A 20302-nucleotide genomic window follows, 5' to 3' on the forward strand; every position below is an offset into this window, starting at 1 on the left:
ACCGGGCCGCGGACGACGACACATCAGGGCGGTGCGATGACCGAGTTGGTCCCCGGCGGCAACATGCCCCTGCCCGCCGGCGCCTTGACCGTCCGGGTGCCGGGCCCCTTCGACGTCTCCGCGCTCATCACGGACGACGGCGGCAAGGTCCGGGGCGACGGCGACTTCGTGTTCTACAACCAGCCGTCCGCCCCGGGCGCCCGCCTCGACGGCGACACCCTGACCGTCGACCCGCCGCGGCTGCGACCCGGAGCGACCCGGATCACGGTGGTCGTCAGCCCCGCCGACCCCGGCACCCCGCTCGGCCGCCTGCCTGCACCCGCCCTCCATCTCAGCGCCCCCGGTGGCCGCCAACTCGCCCGTTTCGCCCCGCCGCGCCCGCAGCAGGAGACCGTGCTGCTGCTCGCCGAGATCTACCGGCGGGGCGGCACCTGGAAGCTGCGCGCCCTGGGCCAGGGGTATGCCGACGGACTGGCGGGCATCGCCCGCGACTTCGGCGTGGACGTCACCGACGACCCGGCGCAGCCGGCGGCACCCGCGCCGCCGACGGGTCGCCGCTGGTCCCTGCCGAACCTGTCCCGCGGCCGGGCCAACTCGCCCGTCTCCCACGGCCACTCCGCACCACCCGCCCCCAGCAGCCGATCCACGCCCTCCGCCTCCTCCGGACACCCCTCCCCCGCCGCCGACCCCGACGGCTTCCTCCGGCTGATCAACCCCGCCCGCGCCAGGGCCGGTTCGCCACCCGTCGCCCTGGACTCCCGCCTGACGTCCGCCGCGCGCGCCCACGCCTCCGCGATGGCGGCGGCCGGGCAACTCGGTGTCGAGGGCCGCGACGGCGTCTCCGTGTACCAGCGCGTCACGGCCACGGGATACACGTATCTGACGATCGGCGAGCACCTCGTCTCCGGTCCGCGCACCCCTTCCGAGTTCGTCGACTACTGCCTGCGCGGGGAGCAGACCCGGCGCACCCTGTCCGATCCGGCGTTCACGCACGCGGGGCTGGCGCACGTCGCCGACGGGCGCTCCGGCGACATCTTCTGGACTGCCCTGTGGGCGCGGCCCCTCACCCCCGGCGACCTGGACCGCACGGCCGCCGAGGTCGTCGATCTCACCAACAGGGAGCGCGCCCGGGCGGGTCTACCTCCGCTGGGCACCGACCCCCTCCTCACGCGGGCCGCGCAGGCGCACAGCGCGGACATGGTGGCCCGCGCCTTCTACTCGCACACGGACCCGGAGGGCGGCCAGCCCTGGGACCGGGCCGCCCGGGCGGGCTCCCGACGCCGGACGATCGGCGAGAACATAGCCTGCGGGCAGCGCTCCGCCGCCGAGGTCGTGGAGGGCTGGATGAACAGTCCCGGTCACCGCGCCAACATCCTCAAGCCCGACTTCACCCACATCGGGATCGGCTTCGCGGGCGGCGGCCCGTCGGGCACGTACTGGACCCAGCTCTTCGGCGCCTGATCCGCGCAACGTCCCGGTTCTGTCAGGTTCTCGTCGACGATCTTGGCGGAATCAACCCGTCCGGGCCAGGATGCCCGCATGAAGGGTGACCTGTTTTCCAGTGAGCGCATGGTCCAGCCGGCCGTCGAGCCGGGAATGACCGTCGAGAACGCCAAGTGCATCAAGTACGCGGTGAACGGCGAGATGCACGCCCGCCAGGGCGCGATGATCGCCTACCGCGGCAATCTGCAGTTCGAACGCAAGGGCCAGGGCGTGGGCGGCATGCTCAAGCGCGCGGTCACCGGCGAGGGCCTGCCGCTCATGGCGGTGCGCGGACAGGGCGAGGCGTGGTTCGCGCACGAGGCGCAGAACTGTTTCGTCGTCGACATTGACCCGGGCGACGAGTTCACGGTCAACGGCCGCAACGTCCTGTGTTTCGACTCCTCGTTGTCGTACCGGATCTCGACTGTGAAGGGCGCGGGCATGGCCGGTGGCGGCCTGTTCAACAGCGTCTTCACCGGACAGGGCAGGCTGGGTCTGGTCTGCGACGGCAATCCGCTGGTCATCCCGGTCTCGCCGCAGTACCCGGTGTACGTCGACACGGACGCGGTCGTCGGCTGGACGGCGGGACTTGGAACCTCGCTGCACCGCTCGCAGTCCATCGGCTCGATGCTGCGCGGCGGCTCCGGCGAGGCCGTACAGCTGATGCTCCAGGGCCAGGGATACGTCGTCGTGCGGCCCAGCGAGGTCACCCCGCAGAAGGCCCAGCAGCACTGACCTCCCCTCGCGTGATCCGCGTCGAGTGATCTGCGTCGCACAAGCAACCCCGGCGGCGGAAGTGGCGTCTTGATCGACAACAAGTGATGCCCTGGCCTTCCCGGCCAGGGCCCATTTTCGACGCACTATACACACTATGTATACACAGAGCGTAGAGCAGACATGTATACGCTCAATGTATACGCATCGTGTATATGGACCGAAAGGCATCCATGTACGGCAAGGCACACGCCCCGGAGTACCAGGGCGCCCTCACCACCCTGTCCGTGAACTCCTCGCTGACCGACGTACTGGCCGCCGGCACCCGGCAGTTGAAGGAGGCGGAACAGGCTGGTCAGCACGGGGAGGCGGCGCGTTCGGGGCTCGCGGTGGCCGAGGCGCACCGGCGGCTGGGGCAGGTCGGGGACGCAGATCGCGCGTGGAAGGCCAGTTACCGCTCGGCCCGGGAGGCCGGGGACATGGCGGCGATGGCCTGGGCACTGTGGAGCGGCGGCACCCTCGCCCGACAGCGCGGCGCCTTCCCGCTGGCCCGTCGGCTGCTGCAACTCGCCGCCGACATGGGCAAGTCCGGCGGGGATGTCGTCGTCCGCGGCTACTCCCTCGCGGGGCTGGCCGAGACGGGCCGCATCCAGGGTGACTACGAGGCGGTCGCCCGGTTGCATGAGCAACTCCTGGCCGAGGCCCGGCGGCGCGGCGAGGCACGGCACACGGTGTGGGCCCTGGAGGGCATCGCGCAGATCCACCGCAACACCGGTTCCTACGACACCGCGTACGCCCTGTTCGAGGAGGCCGCCGAGATCGCCGCGGGTGCGGAGGACCGGCGTGGGCACGCCTGGGCGCTGCGGGGGCTCGCCGACATCGTCTCCGTACGCGACGGGGACACCGAGCGGGCGCTCGCGCTGCTGTCGGAGGCGGAGACGGCGTGCCGGGCGATGAAGCTGTCCAGCGCGCTGGCCTACAACCACAAGATGCGCGGCAACGTCCTGTACCGGGCGGGGCGTTACGCGGAGGCCCGGGATCTGTACGAGCAGGCGCTCGCGGAGTTCCGGGCGATGAGCGAGCCGCGCGGTACGGCGCTGGCGCGGCTCGGGCTGGCCAAGTCGCTGGCCCGGCTGGGCCGGGACCGTGCCGAGACGGCCGACGAACTGGCGCGACTCGCCGGCGAGTTGGACCGGATCGGACTGCGACACGCCAGGGAGATGGTGGCGCGGGCCGAGGTGGAGCTCGGTCTCCGGACGGAGGTCGCCCGATGAGCGCGCCGGGTCGCCCGACGACCACGCTGGAGGCGCCCGTGACCAGGCTGGAGGCGCCGGCGGATGCCCGTCGGGTCCTCGACCGCTGCCGCGGCCTGGTGCGACCCGCTCTCGGGGAGGCCGTCGGGCGGATGCACCCCTGGGTGGGCGAGATGGCCGCGTACTCCTTCGGCTGGTGCGAGGTGGGTGGGGCACCGGCCGACGCCTCCGGCGGGAAGGGGGTGCGGCAGGCGCTCGCCGTGCTGGCGGCCGAGGGCGCGGGTGCGCCAGGCGCGGACGGGGTGCCGGCGGCGGTCGCGGTGGAACTGGTGCACGCCTTCTCCCTGTTGCACGACGACATCATGGACGGCGACCAGTCCCGGCGCCGCCGCCCCACCGTGTGGAAGGCGTACGGCACCGGTCCCGCGGTCCTCGCCGGGGACGCGCTGTTCGCGCTCGCCGTCGAGACGCTCGCCGCCACTCCGGCGGGGCCGCGGGCGCTGCGGTTACTGTCCGCCGCGCTGGGCGACCTGGTGCACGGGCAGGCGGACGACCTGCTGTTCACCGACCGCCCGTGGACGGGTCCCGGGCGGGTGCGGCCCGACGAGTACCGCACGATGGCCGAGCACAAGACGGGCGCCCTGCTGGGCTGCGCGGCGGCCCTCGGCGCCCTGCTCGGCGGCGCGCCGCCCCCGGTCGCCGCCGCCCTCGACCGGGCCGGCCGGCACCTCGGGGTCGCCTTCCAGATCGTGGACGACGTGCTGGGCATCTGGGGCGATCCGGCGGTCACGGGCAAGCCCGTCCACGGCGACCTCCGGGAGCGGAAGAAGACCTACCCGGTGCTGGCCGCGCTCGACTCGTCGAATCCCGGATCCCGTCGGCTCGCCGGACTGCTGGACCGCGGCGACGCGCCGGCGGAGGCGGCCGCCCTGATCGAGGCGGGCGGCGGGCGGTCGGCGGCGCTGACGGAGGCGCGGCGGCACATCGCCGCCGTGGAGACGGTGCTCGCCGCGCCCCCGCTGACGGATCAGGCCGTGACCGAACTGCGGTCGCTGCTGGACTTTCTCATCCGGCGCGACCTCTGATGCTCTCCCCTACAGGGCTCGGCACAAGCAGAAACGGGCACCCCTCCCCGCCGTAGGAAAATCCGTGTTGACCTGCGACCGCTCGCCGGGTCAGGGTGCAAGCGGCGCGGACCTTCACCCCCGTGCCGGGAGGGTGAGTGCCTTGATCGGGATCTCGGACATCGAAGCCGCAGGCGAGCGGATCGCCGGCCATGTCGTACGCACGCCCACGGTGCCGAGCCCGGGCCTGTCCGACCTGCTCGGCGTTCCGGTCACCACGAAGCTCGAACTGCTCCAGCGCACCGGGTCCTTCAAGGCGCGCGGTGCCACGGCGAAGTTGCTCTCGCTGAGCGAGGCGGAGCGGGCGGCCGGGGTCGTGGCGGTCAGCGGCGGCAACCACGGGATCGCCCTCGCGGTGATGGCCGCGGCGCTCGACGTGAAGGCCACGGTGATCATGCCGCGCACGGCTCCCGCGCGCTCGATCGAGATCGCGGAGGCCGCCGGGGCGTCGGTGCGGCTGACGGAGGGCATGGCCGAGGCGTTCGCGCTCATGGAGCGACTGCCCGCGGAGGGGCTGACGCCGGTCCACCCCTTCGACGACGCCGTCGTCATCGCCGGACAGGGCACGGTCGGGCTGGAGTTCGCCGCCGACGCCGGCGACCTCACGGACGTCGTCGTCAGCATCGGGGGCGGCGGGCTGATCGCCGGTGTGGCGGCGGCTTTCCGGGCGCTACGGCCGGGTGTACGGGTCTGGGGCGTGGAGACCGAGGGCGCGGAGGCCATGTCGCGGGCGCTGGCGACGGGCGGTCCGGTCCCGGTGGACCCGTCCTCGATCGTGACGACCCTCTGCGCGCCGACCGTGTCCCAACTGACCTACGACCATGTGTCCGCGCTGGTCGAGGAGGTGTTCGTGGTGTCCGACCGGGAGGCCGTGCGGGGCGTCCTGGATCTCGCCGAGCACGCCAAGGTGTGGACCGAACCGGCGGCCGGATGTCTGTTGCCGGCGGCCCGGCAGGTGGTCGAGCGGGTCGGCGACAGTGCGCGGATCGGACTGGTCGTGTGCGGGGGCAACGCGACGGCGGGTGATGTGGTGGCATGGGCGGAGCGCTTCGGTCTGCGCTGAATTCCCGTGAGCTACCGACGAGTTGAGCCGGGTTGAATATCCGTCAGGTTCAATCCGGCCCTATGGAAATACCCAACTCCGTATGAACAAAAGGCGGCCGCCGCCCTTTGGTCGCGGAATGTTTGAACATACCGAGGCCCACTCGCCGTACTTCTGGGAAAGGGGAACACCCGGGTTCAGCGAGGGATGACCATGGTCAAGGCGCACATCTTCACGCACGAGCTGGTCGCCGGAAGGTACCGGCTCGTCGATGTCGTCCAGCGCGAGACAAATCGCCTCTGCTGGTACGGCAACGATGTCGAGGCCCAACGCCCATTTCTCCTCGCCCAGATCGGGCTCCCGGACGATCCGGGCCCGGAGGCCGTGCCGCGCGCCGCCCGCATCATCCGGATGTCCGAGACGATGGGACGGCTGTGCCCCGGCCGGGTCGCGACCGTCGTCGACGCCGTGGAGGAGAACGGCGCCCTGTGGACCGTCACGGAATGGATCGACGGCACCCCACTGGGCGAACTCCTCGAACAGCAGGGCCCGTTCGACTACGTGCGGGCCGCGCGCATCGCGCTGGAGCTGCTCGACGTGCTGGAGGTCGCGCACGCCGAGGGCATCACGCACGGCGAGCTGAGCCCGGGCCAGCTGTACATCCAGGACCGGGGCCCGATCGTGATCACCGGCTTCGGCCTGGCGGGGGCCACCCTCGCGCCCCGGCTCACCGCACCCTCGTACGCCTCTCCCGAGCAGGCCCGCGACCAGCGGATCGGCCCGGCGGCCGACATGTGGGCCCTGGGCGCGATGCTCTACACGATGATCGAGGGGCGCCCGCCGTTCCGCGAACGCGACCGGCCCGAGGCCACGCTCAAGGGTGTGGACAAGCTTCCGCTGCGCTCCCCCGTGCGGGCGGGCCCCCTCACCCAGACCGTGCAGGGGCTGCTCCGCAAGAACTCCAGGGAACGGCTGACCCGGCCGGTGGTCCGGGAGGCCCTCAGCCGTGTGCTCACCGAGGAACCGGAAGCGACCCTGCGCAGCGGCTCGGGGCACGGCCTGCGGGATGTCTACGTCGCCGCGGTGCACGCCGTCCCGAACTGGCGCCGGCCCTCCATCGCCGTCGGCACCGCCCTGGCCGTGGGCACGGTCGCCGTCGCCGTACTCGCCGCGACCCACCAACTGCCGGGCCTCAACGACTCCGAGGCCGGTTCGGCGGCCCGGCCGTCCGCCTCGGCCGACGTCTCCGCGGCCGGTCAGCGCACCGACGGCAGAGCCTCGGCACCACCCGCATCCGTACCACCGAAGACCACACCGCCGGCCTCCCCGTCGACATCTCCGTCGACTTCCCCGTCCCCCACGGCCTCCGCCTCGGCCACCGGTCTGCCGGCCGGATTCCGCCGCTACACCGCGCCGGAAGGCTTCTCCGTCGCCCTCCCCGCCGGCTGGAAGCGGCTGGAGACCCAGAAGGGCGGCACCGAGTCGGTCCGCGTGACCTTCGGCGCGGACGACGATCCCCGCACGCTCGCCGTGACCTACAGCGAGGTCGCCGGCCCCGATCCCGTCGCCGTGTGGCGGGACGACGTGGAGCCGGTGCTGAAGCAGACCGCCGGGTTCAAGCGGATCGGCGACATCGAGGCGACGACGTACCAGGGATACAAGGCCGCCGACATGGAGTGGCTCTCCGATGTCGACGGCACGCAGGTGCAGACCTTCGGCCGCGGCTTCCTCATCGGCGGTGGCCGCAGCTTCTCGATGCGCTGGACGACACCGGCGGCCGACTGGGACGACGCCGCCAACCGCCAGGCGCTGAACACCTTCCTGAAGACGTTCCGGGTGACTCTGGACTGACGGCCGGGGCGCTCGCGTCAGACCGACGGCCGGGGCGCCCGCATCGCGCGCAGCGGGAGGGGGTGCAGCGGGGTCGTACGCCACTTCGCCGTGAACGTCCGCTCGGGCAGCGAGCACGTCACCGCCAGCCGGTGGGGCGTCTCCAGGAACAGCACGTCGATCGCGAGGGTGTCGGCGTCGGTCCATCCCCCGCTCACCGCGGTGGGCGGCGCCCCCTCGGCGACGGCCCAACCGGCCTCCCCGAACCGCAGATCGAGCCGATGCCCTGCCTCCGTGAGAACCAGCCCCCAGCCGTCCGCGTCGGCCGTCACCTCGACCGCGGTCAGCTTCGGCCGGTCGGCGCAGACACCGCCTTCGGGGGTGAACTCGGCGCCTGACCAGTCCCGGTCGCCCTCCGGCGGGGCGGACTTCCCCGCGGCCGGCGGCAGTTCGAGCCGCGCCAACCGCTCCGCCAGAGACACGTCCGCCACCTCCCGGCCGGGGAGCGGCTCGGGTCCGAAGGCCGGCAGCAGGTGCTCCCAGGCCAGGTCGAGCACCCGTTGCATCTCCTCGGTGGCCGCGGTCGTCGCGATCACGGCGTCGTGCTCGGGCAGCACCACACAGAACTGCCCGTACGCCCCGTCGCCCCGGTATCCGTGCCGCGCCCTCCAGAACTGGTAGCCGTAGCCCTGCTGCCAGTCCGACAGTGCCGCCTCGGGCGTACCGGAGCTGTTGTCGACGTGCACGTGTGTGGCCTCGGCGACCCATCCTTCGGGCAGCAGCCGCTCGCCCTCCCAGACGCCGTCCGCCAGATACAACTGGCCGAGCCGGGCGATCGCGTCGGTCGTGGCGTGCAGCCCGCTGAAGCCGAATTCGCGGCCGGCCCCGTCGCGCAGCCACGCCAGTTCGCCGACGCCGATCCGGTCGAGCAGCCGGGAGCGCAGGTACTCCGTCAGGGACTGGCCGGTCACCTTCTGGACGATCGCGGCGAGTGTGTAGGTGGCGGGCTGGTTGTAGGCGAAGACGGTGCCCGGCTCGCGCTCGGGCGGCACCAGCAGGAAGCCGCGCACCATTTCCTCGGGGTCGGCCGCGCGCGCCCGGTCCAGGGTCTCGGCCTCGTGCCCGCTGGCCATGGACGCCACGTGCCGCACGAGCATCGCGCGGCTGCGCGGGTCGGTGATGTCGGCCTCGAACTCCGGGAAGTACGAGATCACCGGGTCGTCGAAGCGGAGCAGCCCTTCGCCGGCGGCGAGGCCCGCGGCCGTCGACGTGAAGCTCTTGCTGAGCGAGTAGAGGAGATGCAGACGTTCGGGCGCGTAGGGCGCCCACCAGCCGGAGGCCACCAGGTGACCGCGCCTCATGATCATCAGGCTGTGCGGCTCGATGGCGGGGTCGGCTTCGAGGGCGTCGAGGAAGGCGTGGACGCCGGAGGCGTCGACGCCCTGGGCGGCGGGGGTGGCGGTGGGCAGCGAACGATCACTCATGACGGCATCTTCGCCGAGGAGCGCGCCGATGCCCAGGCCTGCCCGACCATCGCCATACGTGCGGCTAGGCTTCCGGTCTGCAGCTTCACCCCCCGTCCGCCGTGCACAGGAGAGTCATCCGTGACCCTAGCGATCGACCCGTCCGAGACGTCCGCCGCGCCCCTGTCCGACCTCGTGGCGCGGGACGCGCGCGAGTTCGGCGTCTACGCCAGGACCGGCGGCTGGGCCTTCGGCCTGATGGTGGCGCGCAGCGTACGGCCCGGCGGCCAGGGCGCGGAGGAGACGCCGAAGGTGTCCGCGAAGGAGTTCGCCGAGCTGGCCGGCTGCTCCGCCGACCGCGTCATGCGCTACTACAAGGCCTGGGACCGGGCCGCCGACGACGGTGTCGTCCCGCACTTCGAGGCGCTCGCGCCGGGCCAGGACGTCGAGTTGCCGGACGCCGACCTGTGGCTCACCTACTACACCTCCCGCAACAGCGCGACGTCCGAGCGGGGCACCGCCATCTCCGAGGCCGCCGAGGCCGAGGGCATCCGCCCGACGAAGGCGCTGGAGGTCGCCGAGAACCCGACCGCGCTGCGCGCCGCGATCCTCGCCGACCCCTCCACGGCCCGCGCCGCCCGCCAGGCCCTGCTCGACCGGGTGCGCGAGGACCCGGAGCTCCAGGCCGAGCTGGCCCGGGACGTCGTCCGCACCGACGACCTCAAGAAGGCCGTCGCCACCGAGTCCCGGTCGGCCGACCGGATCGGGTACGTGCGTCAGATCGCCGAGTCGGGCCAGGTCAAGACGCCCGCCGGGCAGACCATCGACGCGCCCGTCGACCTGCGCCAGGAGGCCGAGCGCCACCTGTCCCTGCTCGACGAGCTGGAGGAGGACGAGGACACCGGCGAGTGGGCCACCGAGGCCTACGACACCATGAAGTCGCTCGTCGTCGAGGCCGTGGAGGCCGATCCCGAACTGCGTGTCCAGGAACGGCGGACGAAGTTCTACAGCAGCCTGCAGAAGGCCACGAAGGTCTTCGAGGAGCTGACCTTCGACGATGTGCAGGAGTTCGTCGAGGACGACATGGTCCAGCGCCTGGAGGAACTCCAGCAGGCCATCACCACGTGCATCACCGCCCTGCGCAGCGCGCAGAACTGAGGTACTGCTACCCGGGCGCGGCTGAGTAGTCGTACTCATGCCGACGCCCGGCCGTCCCGCCACGATGGGGGCTCCCACCAGGAGGAGCCCCCATGACCACGCTCGCGCACCCCACCGTCCCCCGGCAGCATCTGCCCGTCGTGCTCGCCGGCATCGTGGCCGTGGGCCTCGCCGTGTCGGCCTGGGGCGCGAAGGACCCCACGACGTGGTTCCTGGAGACGATGTGGGTGCTGGTCGGGCTGCCGATCGTCGCCCTCACCTGGCGGCGCTTCCCGCTCACGAACCTGCTGTGCTGCCTGCTCGCCGCGCACGCGCTCGTGCTGGCCGTGGGCGGCCACTACACGTACGCGGAAGTGCCGTTGGGCGACTGGGTGCGGGACACCTTCGGCCTCGACCGCAATCCGTACGACCGCTTCGGGCACCTCATGCAGGGCTTCGTACCGGCCGTCCTGGTACGGGAGTTGCTCAGCCGGACGTCACCGCTGCGCGGCAGCCGCTGGCTGGCCCCGCTGACCGTGTGCGCGTGCCTGGCCTTCAGTGCCGTCTTCGAGATGCTGGAGTGGCTGTCGGCCGTGGTGGGCGGGCAGGCGGCGGACGCCTTCCTGGCCACGCAGGGCGATGTGTGGGACACGCAGTGGGACATGTTCTGCGCGCTGATCGGCGCCACGGTGTCGGTGCTGGTGCTGAGCCGGGTGCACGACCGGCAGCTGGCCGCGCTGCCCGAGCACGGCCGGCAGGTCCGGTAGCGGGCGGCGGGGGGGTCAACAGGCTTTCGCCGGCGGTCACTTGACCGTGTAGCGGTGCCGGGTCCAGAGGGGCAGGATCAGCCAGCACAGCACGTACCAGGCCGCCACGCCCGCGACCAGATAGGGCACGTAGTGGTCGTGCGTCGCCACCCGCAGGACCAGCAGCAGGGCGGCGATCATGGTGGCGAACAGCAGGGACAGCCCGACGATCGTCAGCCGGGACGCCCATCGCACCGCCTGCGTCTTGACCCGCCGACCGGAGACCAGGCGGTGCAGGGAGACCGGTCCGATCAGGGCGCCCGTGGCGCAGGCGCCGAGGACGACCGTCACGATGTAGATCGTCTCGTTCGTCTGGCTCAGGTCCACGAAGCGCGGTGTGAACACGACGGTGAGCAGGAAACCGAAGAGGATCTGCACGCCCGTCTGGGCGACACGGATCTCCTGGATCAGCTCGCCCCACATCCGGTCGGCGCGCTCCGCCTCGGTCTCGTCGCGCCCGTCGCCCCGCTCGGTGTCGGCCTGCGGATCGGTCACTTGTCCTCCCGGTCGGCTTCGGTCAGCGTTTCTCCCCGCCCGACTACCCCGAGAACAGCGACCCTCCCAGGTCCGGCTACCAGCGGCCCTCGACCTGCTCCTTGATCCGCCGGTCGTAGAGATCGGCGATCGCCGCGAGCGTCTGATCGGTCAGCTCCGGGAGCTCGGCGGCCAGAGCGTTGGCGCGGGCCTGCTCGAGGGTGCGGGCGCCGGGGATCACCGAGGTCACGCCCGGCTGCTGGACGATCCAGCGCAGGGCGAGCTGGGCGGGTGTGTACCCCTCGGGGGCCAGGGCGGAGAACTCCGCGGCGGCCTCGACCCCGGTCGCGTAGTCGACGCCGGAGAAGGTCTCGCCGACGTCGAAGGACTCGCCGTGCCGGTTGTAGGTGCGGTGGTCGTTCTCCGCGAAGACGGTGTCCTTGGTGTACTTGCCCGACAGCAGCCCGGAGGCGAGCGGCACGCGCGCGATGACGCCGACGCCGGCCGCGTGGGCCGCGGGGAGCACCTCGCGCAGGGGCTTCATGCGGAACGGGTTCAGGATGATCTGCACGCTGGCCACACCGGGCCGCGCGATAGCGGTCAGCGCCTCGGCGCAGGTCTCCACGCTGACGCCGTACTGGGCGATGCGCTCCTCGGCGACCAGGGTGTCGAGGGCGTCGAACACCTCGTCCGAGGAGTAGACGGCGGTCGGCGGGCAGTGCAGCTGGACCAGGTCGATGCGGTCCACGCCGAGGTTGCGCCGCGAACGGTCGTTCCACGCGCGGAAGTTGTCGAGCACATAGTTCTCGGGGAGCTGGTCGACCCGGCGGCCCATCTTGGTGGCCACCAGGACGTGCAGGTCGGGTCGGCCGCGCAGGAAGCCGGCGATGGTCTCCTCGCTGCGTCCGTCGCCGTACACGTCGGCCGTGTCGAAGAAGGTCACCCCCGACTCGGCCGCCGCCTCCAGCACCGCGAGGGCTTCCTTGTCGTCCACGTCTCCCCAGTCGGCACCCAGCTGCCACGTGCCGAGACCGACGACGGATGCCTGCTGACCCGACCTACCGAAAGTGCGCTCGTCCATGGCGTCAGTCTGTCATCCGCCACCGACATCCGCGGAACCGGTTGCTCCGGTGCACGGACCCGACCGCTCCGGTGTCACGTCTGTGAATCTGTCACTCACACGGGTGATGGGATTCGACGAATGGACGGCACGTGTCAACGGCGCCCTAGCGTGTGGCCGTGACTGACCGTTCAATGAACAACTTAGTGTTCGACGCCCCGGACGACCCGTCCCGCGCCGCGTCCTCAGCCCCGCCCTGCGACCCCTCCTGGTCCCGTCGCGGCTTCCTGTTCGGTGCCGCCGCGCTGGCCACCGTGCCCGTCCTGATCGCCGCGGATCCGGCGACGGCGGCACAGGAGCTGCCGGACTTCCCCACCGACGTCGACCTGTACCGCTCGGCGTACCGGAACTGGGTCGGCGAGATCACCGCCGACGGACTGTGGGCCTGCGCCCCGAGCGGCCCCGACCAGGTGGTCGACGTCGTCAACTGGGCCTGGCGACACGGCTGGACGGTACGCGCGCGTGGTGCCGCGCACGGCTGGTCGCCCCTGACGATCACCGAGGGCACACCGTCGGACGCGCCCGTCCTCCTCGTCGACACGGCCCCGCACCTCACCGGCCTCGCCCTCGACGGGCCGACCGCCGTCCGCGCCGGCGCCGGGGTCACCCTGGAGGCGCTGCTCACCTACCTGGAGGGGCACGGGCTCGGAGTCACCGCCGCGCCGGCTCCCGGCGACCTCACCCTCGGCGGCGCCCTGGCGATCGACGCGCACGGCACCGCCGTACCGGCCCGGGACGAGCGGCGGACGCCCGGCCACACCTACGGCTCGCTCAGCAATCTCGTGCTGTCGCTGACCGCCGTGGTGTGGGACGAGGACACAGGCGCGTACGTGCTGCGGACGTACGACCGCGACGAGGCGGACTGTGCCGCGCTGCTCACCCACCTCGGCCGCTCCCTGGTGACCGAGGTCGTGCTGCGCGTGGGCGCGAACGCGCAGCTGCGGTGTCTGAGCCGTACGGACATCCCGGCCGCCGAACTCTTCGCCGCGCCGGGCTCCGACGGGCGCACCCTCGCGAGCTTCCTCGACGAGTCGGGGCGCGTGGAGGCGATCTGGTTCGCCTTCACCGAGGTGCCGTGGCTGAAGGTGTGGAGCGTGTCGCCGACCCGGCCGCTGACCTCGCGGCACGTGACCTCGCCGTACAACTACCCCTTCTCCGACAACGTGCCGACCCTGGTGGCGGACCTGGTGGGGCGGATGGTGTCGGGCGCGGCCTGGTACCTGGCGCCGGTGCTCGGCAACGCGCAGTTCGACGTGGCCGCGCTCGGCCTGGTGACGACGCTGTCCGCCGACATCTGGGGGCCGTCGAAGAACACGCTGCTCTACATCAGACCGACCACCCTGAGGGTCGCCGCGAACGGCTACGCGGTGCTCACCGGCAGGGCCCAAGTGCAGCGCGTCATCGCGGAGTTCACGTCCTTCTACCGGGAGCGTCTCGCCGCGTACGCGGCTCAGGGACGCTTCCCGGTCAACGGCTCGGTCGAGATCCGCGTGACCGGCCTAGACGACCCCGCCGACGTCGAACTCGACGGCGCCCGGGCCCCGTTGCTGTCCGCGCTCCGGCCTAGCGAGGCGCACCCCGAGTGGGACACGGCCGTCTGGCTGGACGTCCTGACGCTGCCCGGCACACCCCATGCGGAGGCATTTCTCCGGGAGTTGGAGCAGTTCCTCCTCACCACCTACGACGGGGAGCACGCGCTCACCCGGGTCGAGTGGTCGAAGGGCTGGGCCTATACGGACGACGCGGTCTGGAGCGACGACGAGGTGCTGAGCACGGTCGTGCCGGCCTCGTTCGGCGAGAGCACGTGGGGGCAGGCGGCCGGGGTGCTGGACCGGCTGGATCCGCACGGCGTCTTCGGGAACGCGTTCCTCGACCGCTTGCTGCGCTGATCGGCCTGCTGCTCTCATCGACCGGCGCGGCGAGCCGTGGCCGTCACGATAAGCAGTTGCGGTCGTCCGAAGGGCGCTGAGAAGGTCATGATCATGCCTGCCTTCTCCGCGCCCGACGGAACCGAACTGGCCTACCACCTGACCGGCGAGGGCCCGCCCCTGGTCTGCGTCCCCGGTGGCCCCATGCAGGCCTCCGCCTACCTCGGCGACCTCGGTGGCCTGTCGGCACACCGGCAGCTCGTCCTGCTCGACCTCCGCGGGACCGGCGAGTCCGCGACGCCGGACGACCCGTCCTCGTATCGCTGCGACCGTCAGGTCGACGACGTGGAGGCCCTGCGCGAGCACCTCGGCCTCGACCGGCTCGACCTGCTCGGGCACTCCGGCGGCACGAACCTCGCGCTGCTGTACGCCGCCCGCCATCCGGAGCGACTCCGCAGCCTGATGCTGATCAGTCCGAGTGTGTACGCCGTCGGGGTCCCGGTCTCCGGGGAGGTCCGGCGGGAGACCGCGCTGCTGCGCCGGGACGAGCCGTGGTTCGCCACGGGCTTCGAAGCGCTCGGGGAGATCGGTGCCGGCCGGGCCGCCGCCGGGCACTGGGCGGCCGTATCGCCGTTCTTCTACGGCCGTTGGGACGCGACCGCGCAGGCGCATCACGCCGCCGGAGAGGACCAGAGGAACCAGGAGGCCGCGGGGGCCTACGGCGCCGAAGGGGCCTTCGATCCGGAGGTCACCCGGGCCGGGCTGGGCCGCCTCGACGCGCCCGTTCTCCTGCTCGCCGGCGAGGTCGATCTCAACTCCCCGCCGCCCGTGGTGCGGGAACTCGCCGGGCTCTTCCCGAAGGCCGAGGTCGTGGTGCAGGCGGGCGCGAGTCACTTCCCGTGGCTCGACGATCCCGCGCGGTTCATGGCTACGACCGCCGGGTTCCCGTACTCGGCGTGAGGTGCGTCTGCACCGCGGGGGCGTAGCGGTCCACCACGTCCTCCAGGGGCGCCCGGCGCAGTTCGGTGCCGCGGGCGATGCCGTAGATCACGCCGAGTCCGAGCAGGGCGGCGACGGCCAGCTCGGCGCGCAGGCCTGCGTCGGGGCCGTCGAGGCGGGCGGTGAGGCGGGCGGTCACCTGGGTGCGGAAGTTGGCGCGCAGGATGTCGCCCTGTTCGCCCTGAAGAGGGGCGAACACGATCCGCAGCAGGGGGTCGGCGCCCTGCTGGGACTGGCTGAAGAGCACGTGGCGGACCATGTGCCGGCCGAGTTCGTCCAGCGGGGCGTCCAGCAGCACGTCCGCGTCGGCCTCGAAGGACATGACGCGGGCGAAGAGGGCGTCCTTGTTGCCGAAGTACTTGAGGATCAGCGGGGCGCTGACGCCGGCCCGCTCGGCGACCGCCTTGAGCGTGATGTCGCCGTGGGCGTGCCGGGCCAGCAGATGCCGGGCGGCCTTGAGGATGGCCGCCTTGGTCGCCTCGGCGTCGCGGCGGGCGGGCGCGGTGGGAGGAGTGCTCACGACACTCATGCTCCCTCCAACGCCTCGTCCCGGCTGCTCCGGGTGCGGTCCTGGGCGCGTTTCGTCTTCTTGGGCGCCGATTCGTCGCCGGGAATGGTCAGGGCCGCGGCACAGGCCGCCAGGGCGACGGCGCCGGCCATCCCGAAGGCGAGCAGATAGCCGTGCAGGGTGGGCACGGGGGCGCCGCCGACCAGGCTGGTGTGGTGGACCAGTACGGCGGCGACGGCCGCGCTGGAGACCGCCTGGCCGATGGTGCGCATCAGGACGTTGACGCCGTTGGCGGAGGCGGTCTGCTCGGCCGGGACCGCGCGCAGGATCAGGGTGGGGAGCGCCGAGTAGGCGAGGGTGGTGCCGGTGGCGACGACCGTCGCGCCCAGGATGATCATCCAGAGGTCACGGCTGTCGGCGATGCGCACCGCGTAGCCGCAGGCGATGACGGCGGCCCCGAGGGCGAGCGTGATCCGTGGGCCGCGGGACGCGGAGATGCGGGCGGAGACGGGTGAGAACACCAGCATGGTGATGCCGCCGGGCAGCAGGCACAGGCCCGTGGCCACGATCGACAGGCCGAGTCCGTATCCGGTGGCCTTCGGCGCCTGCACCAGTTGGGCGGTCACCAGGGAGTTGGCGTAGAACGCGAACCCGGTCAGCAGGGCCGCCACGTGCGACAGACCCACGCGCGGCCGGGAGACCAACCGCAGGTCCACCAGCGGGAGTTCGGTACGCAGTTGCTGCCACCACCACAGACCGAGGACGGCCACGGCGGCGAGGAACAGGGCCAGCACCGAAGGACTCCCCCACCCCCACTGCCCGCCCTGGGACACCCCGAGCAGGAGGCACACCAGTCCGGCGGCGAGCCCGAGGGCACCAACCGTGTCGAAGCGGCCCGGTTGCCGTACGGGCGACTCCTTGACCGCCCACCACACGCCCGCCACGCCCAGCGCGCCCAGGGCGCTGGTCAGCCAGAACATGGTGTGCCAGTCGGCGTACTGCACGACGAGCGCGGCCAGCGGCAGGCCGAGTGCGGCGCCGATGCCGACGGTCGAGCTCATCAGGGCCACCGCGGAGCCCCGGCGCTCGGGCGGCAGTTCGTCGCGCAGGATGCTGATCGACAGCGGCACCACGGAGGCGGCGGCGCCCTGGAGAGCGCGGGCCGCGATCAGCACGACGATGTCGGACGACAGGGAGCACATCACCGAGCCGACGGTCATCAGGGCGAGGGCCCCGGTCAGCACCCGGCGTTTGCCGTACATGTCACCGGCCCGGCCGAGGACGGGGGTGAGGACCGCGCCGGACAGCAGGGTCGCCGTGACCAGCCAGGAGACCGCGCCCGCCGAGGAGTTGGTGAGCCGGGGCAGGTCGGGCAGCAGGGGGACGACGACCGTCTGCATGACGGCCATGAGGATGCCGCCGAACGCCAGCACCGGGATCGTGAGCCGGTCCCGCAGGGCCCTCCGCGCGGAGGGCTCGGCTATCGGTGCGGGCTGGTCCATCGGCGCTCCATGCGAAAAAGAAAGGGTGAATGGCAATTCACCATAGCTGGTGAATTGCCATTCACCCAAGGTGGGGCCGGTGCGGGGCCCACCGTGGAACAGGCGCCGGGCCTACTTGCGGGAGGCCAGCGCCCGCGCGTGCACCGTGCGGGCGAGCTTCGGTCCGAGCCAGCGCTTGAACCTGCGCAGCGCCTCCAGTCGCCCGGCCGCCCGGTCCATCCGGTAGTAGAGCTGGGGCGGGACATAGGGCAGCAGCGGCGAGTGGCGCTGGCCGAGCAGGGCGAACATCCGCTCCGGCGGCAGATGCATGTAGCGCGGCAGGTTCTCGTACCACTGGGCGCTGTAGCGGGCCGCGCTCTGGATGGACAGGAGGGCCGCCTTGCGTTCCCGCTCGTAGTGGGCGAGGGCGTCGGGCAGTTCGGGGTGCTCGCGCAGTGCGTCCGCCAGCGCGATGGCGTCCTCCAGGGCGAGCGTGGTGCCGGCGCCGATCGAGTAGTGCGTGGTGTGGGCGGCGTCGCCGACGAGGACGAGGTTGTCGCGGTGCCAGGTGTGGTTGGTGAGGGTGCGGAAGTTGAGCCATTGGGCGCTGCCGTCGCCGGTGGAGCGGCCGATCAGGGCGTGGCCGTCCAGGACGTCGGAGAAGAGCTTCTCCAGGAGGGCGAGGCCGTCGGCCTCGTTCGCGGTGTCGAGGCCGAGCCCGGTCCAGGTCTCGGGGGCGCATTCGACGACGCAGGTGCTGCGCTCGGGGCTGAAGGCGTAGCCGTAGCACCAGATCCAGCCGTGGTCGGTCTCCACGAAGGCGAAGGTGAAGGAGTCGAAGACCTTGCTGGTGCCGAGCCAGATGTAGTGGTTGCGGCCGGGTCGCAGCTCGGCGCCGAAGTGGTCGGCGTGCCGGGTGCGCAGTGCGCTGTTGACGCCGTCGCCCGCGACGACCAGGTCGGCGGCGGGCAGGTTCCCCTCGGTGATCTCGTGCTCGAACTCCAGCCGTACGCCCAGCGAGCGGGCCCTGGCGGCGAGGATCTCCAGCAGCCGGTGCCGGCCGATGCCGAAGCCGTCGTCGCCGGGTTGCCGGGTCGTCAGGTCGCGGACGCGGGCGGTGCCTTCGTTCCAGGTGACGGAGTGCTCGGAGAGCGCGCGCGCCGACTCGGGGTCGAGCTCGTGCAGCTTGTCGAACAGTCCGCGCCAGTAGGTGACGCCCCAGCCGTAGGTCGAGCCCTCAGGATCGCGCTCGTACACGGTGATGTCGTGGGACGGGTCCTGCTTCTTCAGCAGGATCGAGAGATACAGGCCGGCGGGCCCGCCGCCGACACAGGCGACCTTCACACGCACCCCTATGAGCTACCCAATGCGGTCAATTGGCAACGCAGAGTAGCAGGAGGTGGGTACGGGTCATGGACGCTCGGGGACGCGTCAGCCCGTCGGGGTGGTTCGGCTCAGACGTTGACCTGTCAGGCCTCGGCCGTGGCGCACTCCGGGTGGCCCCAGCTCTGCCCGTTCTTGCTGATGGGCTCGCCGGCGGCGTAGGCGCGGCCACAGGCGCAGCGGCCGGGGAACTTGGCCTTGATGGTGCGCGAGGCGCCCCCGCGCGACCCCGCCGCGGCGGACTTGCGGCGCGGCGCACCCTTCGACTTGGGGGTGTCCGGGGAGGGCGGCGGTGCGGGCGAGCCGAGGTCGCTGCTCGCGGGTTCCTGGACGACGGCGGCCTGGCTGGCGGCGCGGTCGGCGAAGTCGTTGAGCGGGTCGCCGTCGACCTGGTGGGCGGGGACGTAGCGGAAGTCGACCGTACGGCCGTTGAGGAGTTCGTCGATGCGGACGACCAGCTCCTGGTTGGCCACGGGCTTGCCGCCCGAGGTCTTCCAGCCGTTGCGCTTCCAGCCGGGCAGCCAGGTGGTGACCGCCTTCATGGCGTACTGCGAGTCCATCCGCACCTCAAGGGGTACGTCCGGGTCGGTCGACGTCAACAGGCGTTCCAGCGCGGTGAGTTCCGCGACGTTGTTGGTGGCCCTGCCGAGCGGTCCCGCCTCCCAGCGGGTCACGGTCTCCGTCTCGTCCGCGACGACCCAGGCCCAGGCCGCAGGACCCGGATTTCCCTTCGAAGCGCCGTCGCACGCGGCCACCACACGTTCACCCATGCGCCCGATCATGCCATGACCGCGAGGGGCGTTCCGCCGGGCCTACGAGACGTCCACGCTCCGCGGCATCTCCCCCGCCGTGGTCGTCACGTCGATCACCGAGAAGTTCGCGCCCTGCGGGTCGCTGAGCGCGGCGAACCGGCCGAACGGGCTGTCCATGGGCCCGAATCGGAGAATGCCACCGAGCTTGGCGGCCTTGGCGACGGCGTCGTCGCAGTTGTCCACGCTGAAGTAGACGTTGATGTACGGCTGTACCTCGGGCGGGAATTCGTCCGTCATCCGCATCCGGCCCAGGACCGTGTTCTCACCGAGGTCGAACATGCGGAAGTCGACGTTGTCGTCCTGCACCTGCTTGGCCGTGTAACCGAAGACGGCGGGGAAGAACGCGTCGGACTTCTCGGGCTCGCGGGTGAAGACCTCGGCCCAGCAGTACGCGCCGGTCTGTTCGGGCGGCGCCTCGAAGCCCTCGTGGATGCCGGCCTGCCAGATACCGAAGACGACACCGCTGGGGTCGCGGGCCAGGCACATGGTGCCGAACTCGCCGACCTGCATGGGCTCCATCAGGATCTCGCCGCCGTTCTCCCGGATCCGGCCGGCGGTCGCGGACGCGTCAGGGGAGGCGAGGTAGAGACACCACTGCGACTGGCCCTCCTGGCCGGGCATCGGCGGGACGACCGCGGCGACCGCGTTGCCGTTCGCGTAGGCCTGCGTGTAGTTGCCGTACTCCGACGAGGACTCGCCGAAGGTCCAGCCGAGCACATCGCCGTAGAAGCTCTTGGCGCCCTCGACGTCACCGAACATCGCATCGGTCCAACAGGGGGTTCCCTCAGGTTGTACGGCCATGATCG

At 71.9% G+C, this 20302-nt stretch carries 18 protein-coding genes; 10 read left to right on the plus strand and 8 right to left on the minus strand.

Going from position 1 to position 20302, the window contains the following annotated elements:
- The first annotated feature begins 36 nt into the window (after window positions 1–36).
- The 6 genes from ACWD5F_RS02585 (at window position 37) to ACWD5F_RS02610 (ending at window position 7466) form a co-directional block, all read left to right on the plus strand.
- Window positions 37–1461 (plus strand): CAP domain-containing protein, encoded by a 1425-nt coding sequence (locus ACWD5F_RS02585; protein ID WP_451250338.1) that lies wholly within the window; start codon window positions 37–39, stop codon window positions 1459–1461.
- 78 nt (window positions 1462–1539) lie between these two features.
- A complete protein-coding gene (locus tag ACWD5F_RS02590; protein WP_450353221.1) occupies window positions 1540–2217 on the plus strand; it encodes an AIM24 family protein in 678 nt (225 codons plus the stop codon).
- A 212-nt stretch (window positions 2218–2429) separates the two neighbouring features.
- On the plus strand, window positions 2430–3470 hold the full coding sequence (locus tag ACWD5F_RS02595; protein ID WP_451251015.1) for a tetratricopeptide repeat protein: 1041 nt from the start codon (window positions 2430–2432) through the stop codon (window positions 3468–3470).
- Window positions 3467–4534 carry a polyprenyl synthetase family protein gene (locus tag ACWD5F_RS02600; RefSeq protein ID WP_451250340.1) on the plus strand — a complete coding sequence of 356 codons (1068 nt, stop codon included), beginning with the start codon at window positions 3467–3469 and terminating at the stop codon, window positions 4532–4534. The genes ACWD5F_RS02595 and ACWD5F_RS02600 overlap by 4 nt, the downstream gene beginning before the upstream one ends.
- 142 nt (window positions 4535–4676) lie before the next feature.
- Window positions 4677–5636: a threonine/serine dehydratase gene (locus ACWD5F_RS02605; protein ID WP_451250342.1), complete on the plus strand. Its 960-nt coding sequence runs from the start codon at window positions 4677–4679 to the stop codon at window positions 5634–5636.
- Between the two features lie 186 nt (window positions 5637–5822).
- Window positions 5823–7466 (plus strand): serine/threonine protein kinase, encoded by a 1644-nt coding sequence (locus tag ACWD5F_RS02610; RefSeq protein WP_451250344.1) that lies wholly within the window; start codon window positions 5823–5825, stop codon window positions 7464–7466.
- Between the two features lie 17 nt (window positions 7467–7483).
- Here the strand turns inward: ACWD5F_RS02610 and ACWD5F_RS02615 are convergent, their stop codons facing one another.
- The gene (locus ACWD5F_RS02615; RefSeq protein ID WP_451250345.1) at window positions 7484–8929 is read right to left on the minus strand and encodes a serine hydrolase domain-containing protein; all 1446 of its coding nucleotides are present in this window, start codon (window positions 8927–8929) and stop codon (window positions 7484–7486) included.
- A gap of 120 nt (window positions 8930–9049) precedes the next feature.
- Between ACWD5F_RS02615 and ACWD5F_RS02620 the strand changes: the two genes are divergently transcribed.
- Together ACWD5F_RS02620 and ACWD5F_RS02625 are read left to right on the plus strand one after the other, a co-directional pair.
- Complete coding sequence (locus tag ACWD5F_RS02620) at window positions 9050–10066, plus strand: hypothetical protein (RefSeq protein WP_451250347.1); 1017 nt, start codon at window positions 9050–9052, stop codon at window positions 10064–10066.
- A 92-nt stretch (window positions 10067–10158) separates the two neighbouring features.
- Window positions 10159–10812 (plus strand): DUF2238 domain-containing protein, encoded by a 654-nt coding sequence (locus tag ACWD5F_RS02625; protein ID WP_451250349.1) that lies wholly within the window; start codon window positions 10159–10161, stop codon window positions 10810–10812.
- Window positions 10813–10848: 36 nt separating this feature from the next.
- Here the strand turns inward: ACWD5F_RS02625 and ACWD5F_RS02630 are convergent, their stop codons facing one another.
- Both ACWD5F_RS02630 and ACWD5F_RS02635 read right to left on the minus strand, forming a co-directional pair.
- On the minus strand, window positions 10849–11274 hold the full coding sequence (locus ACWD5F_RS02630) for a DUF6328 family protein (RefSeq protein WP_451251016.1): 426 nt from the start codon (window positions 11272–11274) through the stop codon (window positions 10849–10851).
- 148 nt (window positions 11275–11422) lie between these two features.
- Complete coding sequence (locus tag ACWD5F_RS02635; RefSeq protein WP_451250351.1) at window positions 11423–12406, minus strand: aldo/keto reductase; 984 nt, start codon at window positions 12404–12406, stop codon at window positions 11423–11425.
- 173 nt (window positions 12407–12579) lie between these two features.
- Here ACWD5F_RS02635 and ACWD5F_RS02640 point away from each other — a divergent pair, with 173 nt between their 5' ends.
- Window positions 12580–14334 carry a cholesterol oxidase substrate-binding domain-containing protein gene (locus tag ACWD5F_RS02640; protein ID WP_451250353.1) on the plus strand — a complete coding sequence of 585 codons (1755 nt, stop codon included), beginning with the start codon at window positions 12580–12582 and terminating at the stop codon, window positions 14332–14334.
- 93 nt (window positions 14335–14427) lie between these two features.
- Window positions 14428–15273, plus strand: a complete 846-nt coding sequence (locus ACWD5F_RS02645; RefSeq protein WP_451250355.1) for an alpha/beta fold hydrolase — start codon at window positions 14428–14430, stop codon at window positions 15271–15273.
- On the opposite strand, the gene ACWD5F_RS02650 is transcribed toward ACWD5F_RS02645, so the two are convergent.
- The 5 genes from ACWD5F_RS02650 to ACWD5F_RS02670 all read right to left on the minus strand — a co-directional run bounded on the left by ACWD5F_RS02650 (window position 15242) and on the right by ACWD5F_RS02670 (window position 20297).
- Window positions 15242–15841 carry a TetR/AcrR family transcriptional regulator gene (locus tag ACWD5F_RS02650; RefSeq protein WP_451250357.1) on the minus strand — a complete coding sequence of 200 codons (600 nt, stop codon included), beginning with the start codon at window positions 15839–15841 and terminating at the stop codon, window positions 15242–15244. The two genes, ACWD5F_RS02645 and ACWD5F_RS02650, sit on opposite strands and share 32 nt — an antisense overlap.
- Window positions 15838–17322 (minus strand): MFS transporter, encoded by a 1485-nt coding sequence (locus ACWD5F_RS02655; RefSeq protein ID WP_401723724.1) that lies wholly within the window; start codon window positions 17320–17322, stop codon window positions 15838–15840. The genes ACWD5F_RS02650 and ACWD5F_RS02655 overlap by 4 nt, the downstream gene beginning before the upstream one ends.
- Window positions 17323–17433: 111 nt before the next feature.
- Window positions 17434–18651, minus strand: coding sequence for an FAD-dependent monooxygenase (locus ACWD5F_RS02660; RefSeq protein ID WP_451250359.1), 1218 nt, complete (start codon window positions 18649–18651; stop codon window positions 17434–17436).
- Window positions 18652–18770: 119 nt separating this feature from the next.
- A complete protein-coding gene (locus tag ACWD5F_RS02665) occupies window positions 18771–19466 on the minus strand; it encodes a ribonuclease H family protein (protein WP_451250361.1) in 696 nt (231 codons plus the stop codon).
- Between the two features lie 30 nt (window positions 19467–19496).
- On the minus strand, window positions 19497–20297 hold the full coding sequence (locus ACWD5F_RS02670; protein ID WP_451250363.1) for a VOC family protein: 801 nt from the start codon (window positions 20295–20297) through the stop codon (window positions 19497–19499).
- Window positions 20298–20302: the final 5 nt, after the last annotated feature.

Source organism: Streptomyces sp. NPDC002499, assembly GCF_053595415.1.